4 protein-coding genes are annotated in these 3090 nt (G+C 68.0%); 2 read left to right on the top strand and 2 right to left on the bottom strand.

The features are described 5' to 3' along the window. Positions 1 to 270: MerR family transcriptional regulator (locus VGC18_RS10425; protein WP_331097018.1), on the bottom strand; the 270-nt coding region annotated here is incomplete at its 3' end. 133 nt (positions 271 to 403) lie between these two features. Here VGC18_RS10425 and VGC18_RS10430 point away from each other — a divergent pair. Then, a complete protein-coding gene (locus tag VGC18_RS10430; RefSeq protein ID WP_331097020.1) occupies positions 404 to 1129 on the top strand; it encodes an SDR family oxidoreductase in 726 nt (241 codons plus the stop codon). Between the two features lie 32 nt (positions 1130 to 1161). Here VGC18_RS10430 and VGC18_RS10435 read toward each other — a convergent pair whose 3' ends face one another. After that, positions 1162 to 2016 carry a helix-turn-helix transcriptional regulator gene (locus VGC18_RS10435; protein ID WP_331097022.1) on the bottom strand — a complete coding sequence of 285 codons (855 nt, stop codon included), beginning with the start codon at positions 2014 to 2016 and terminating at the stop codon, positions 1162 to 1164. A gap of 133 nt (positions 2017 to 2149) precedes the next feature. Between VGC18_RS10435 and VGC18_RS10440 the strand changes: the two genes are divergently transcribed. Beyond that, positions 2150 to 3090 (top strand): aldehyde reductase (locus tag VGC18_RS10440; protein ID WP_331097025.1); only part of this gene is annotated, 941 nt, incomplete at its 3' end.

Genomic DNA, 3090 nt, shown 5'->3' on the forward strand with positions numbered 1-3090 from the left:
GGTGATGCGGTCACGCTCCGTCGCGAGCAACTCGAAGGCCTCAGGAGAGCCGTGGCCGGTATCGACGCAGGGCAGCAGCTGCACGATGGTGCGGCTGGGCAGACCGGCGGTGAAGAACTGCTGGATCAGCCGGACGCGTTCCACGGCCGACTCCGGGTAACTCCGCTGGCCGCTGGCGGTGCGTTCCGACGGGAGCAGTCCCTGCTCTTCGTAGTAGCGGAGGGCTCTGGTGCTGACCCCCGCCTGGTGTGCGACATCGCCTATCCGCATCCGTGCCCTCCTGTGGTCCCGCTCCGGGATCCCGACTTGACCTTGACGTCAATGTGAACTCTTAGAGTAGTCGAGACCGGGCCGGACGCGCCCCGTCGAATCCACGAACACCTCTGCAGGAAGCAGCCAATCCATGAATGTCACCGATCAGATCGCCCTCGTCACCGGAGCCAACCGCGGTATCGGCCGCCAGTTCGTCCTCGAACTGCTCGAGCGCGGGGCGAGCAAGGTCTATGCAACGGCTCGGCGACCCGAGACACTCGACTTCGACGACAGCCGGGTCGTACCGCTGCACCTGGATCTGGTCGACCCCGGGTCCGTCGTCGCGGCCGCGGCGGCCGCGCGCGATGTGACCCTTCTTGTCAACAATGCCGGCATCTCGACCGGTGCCGCCCTCGTGACGGGGGACCTCGACGAGGTGCGTCGCGAGATGGACACGCACTTCTGGGGCACCCTTCGCGTGATCCGCGCGTTCGCTCCCGTCCTCGCGGTGAACGGCGGCGGCGGGATCGTGAATGTGCTGTCGGCGCTGTCGTGGTTCGCGACGCCCAGCAGCGGGTCGTACTCCGCCGCCAAGGCCGCGGAGTGGAACATGACCAACGGTGTGCGTCTTGAACTCGCCGCTCAGGGCACCCTCGTGCAGGGCGTCCTCCTCGGCGCCGCCGACACGGACATCTCTGCAGGCTACGACGGGCCCAAGATCGATCCCCGGGAGGTGCCGCGCCGCTCTCTCGACGGCCTGGCCGTCGGATCGATCGAGGTGATCGTCGATGACTGGACGGCGATGGTAAAGGCGTCGCTCGCGGGCGACCCCGCCACGTTCTACGCGCAGATGGCGGAGCTGCTCAGCGTCGACTGAGCGAGAGTGTGCCCGTCGCTGCGACGGGAGTCTCACGCTCCGCCGAGCGACGCCTGTTCTCCTATCGGGGTGGCAACGGTCGAGGCGAGCATGGCGAGCTTGTCGGCATCAGCGGTGCCTGCATCGGCGTGATACACGGCGATGGTCAGGTTGCTGGCCTCCCCCACGATCAGTTTCTCGCGGTTGAGGTGCAGCTCGCCGACGAGCGGATGTTGCAAGCGCATGAGCGCGCCCGTTCGTCCGCCGATGTCGTGGCGTCCCCAGAGCCTCCGGAAGCGGGGACTGGCAAGGGAGAGCTGACCGACCAGCTCGATGAAACGCGGGTCGTCGAGCTGCGTCCCGACGGATTGCCGGAAGGAGGCGACGATCCCCTCGGTGGCGAGGTCCCAGTCCAGGAACAGGTCGCGCTCGTCCGGGTCGAGGAACACGTCGCGGAGGCGGTTGGCGCCGACGATCAGTCGCGGCGAGATGGCGGTCGCCAGGGGGTTGGCGACGAGGACATCGAGGTAGCGGCCCTCGACGAAAGCGGGCAGCGGAAGGGCCGCGATGAGCTTCTGCACTCCGGACGGGACGACCTCCCGCCGCGGGCGCCGCCGCCCGGTGCGGCTCTTCTCCGCCGCGAGACCGAGGAGATAGGTCAGACTCTCGTCGTCGAGCCGCAGGACGCGAGCAATGGCCTCGAGCACCTGGGCGGAGGGGTGTTGGTAGCGGCCCTGCTCGAGCCGAAGGTAGTACTCGTTGCTGATCCCGGCGAGCATCGCGACCTCTTCACGCCGGAGCCCAGGAACCCGACGGACACCGCCGACGGTGATCCCGGCCTGTTCCGGGGTCACCAGCTCGCGGCGGGCGCGCAGGAACTCGCCCAGCGGAGTCGATGATTCGGTCACCCTCCCACGGTAGACCGAGACCCCTCTCCGACGGTGGTCGCGGGACTACCAGTATCCGGGCGGTACTGGCGGCACCCCGTCGGAGGGGCGAGTGTCGAATCAGACAAGACATCCACCGATTCGAAAGAGGCCCATGCCAGACATCACAGTTCTCGTGACCGGAGGCTCCGGTTTCATCGCGGGCCATTGCATCGTGCAGTTGCTCGCGGCGGGCTATCGGGTCCGCACCACGATCCGCTCGCTGGACCGCGCGGCCTCCGTCCGATCCGTCCTCGTCGACGCGGGGATGGCACGCGACGCCGATCTGACCTTCGTCGCCGCCGACCTGACACACGACGACGGCTGGGCCGAGGCGATGCGCGATGTCGATTACGTGCTGCACGTGGCCTCTCCCGTGCGGCCCGGGCACGTCGAGGACGAGAACGACCTCATCGTCCCGGCACGCGAGGGCACCCTGCGGGTGCTGCGCGCCGCCCGTGACGCCGGCGTCAGACGGGTCGTGCTGACCTCCGCGTTCCACGCCGTCAGCTGGGGTCACCCCCGCGACGAGCACGTCTTCACCGAGACAGACTGGACCGTCCTCGATGGTCCAGGCGTCGACGCCTACGGCAGGAGCAAGACCCTGGCAGAACGGGCCGCATGGGACTTCATGAAGGACACGACCGGACCGATGGAGCTGGTCACGATGCTCCCGGTCGCCGTCATGGGACCGGTCATGGGCGACAACATCTCCGGTTCGAACCACATCGTCCAGAGCATGCTCAACGGCGACATGCCCGCCTTCCCGCACCTGTTCATCCCGATCGTCGACGTCCGCGACGTCGCGGCGGCGCACATCCTCGCCATGACGACCCCGGATGCCTCCGGTCAGCGGTTCCTGCTGTCCAGCGGACCGGCGATCGAGATGAAGGACATCGGTGCGACGATCAGGGCAGACCTCGGCCCGGCGGCGGAGAAGGTGCCCACCCGGACGATCCCGAACATCGTCGTGCGTCTCGGCTCCCCGTTCTCCCCCCGGTTCCGATCCATCGCACCCGACCTCGGCTACGCCAAGAGGACCTCCAACGAGAAGGC

It is taken from the genome of Lacisediminihabitans sp., from assembly GCF_036404185.1.
In the GTDB taxonomy this organism is placed as follows: Bacteria; Actinomycetota; Actinomycetes; order Actinomycetales; family Microbacteriaceae; genus Lacisediminihabitans.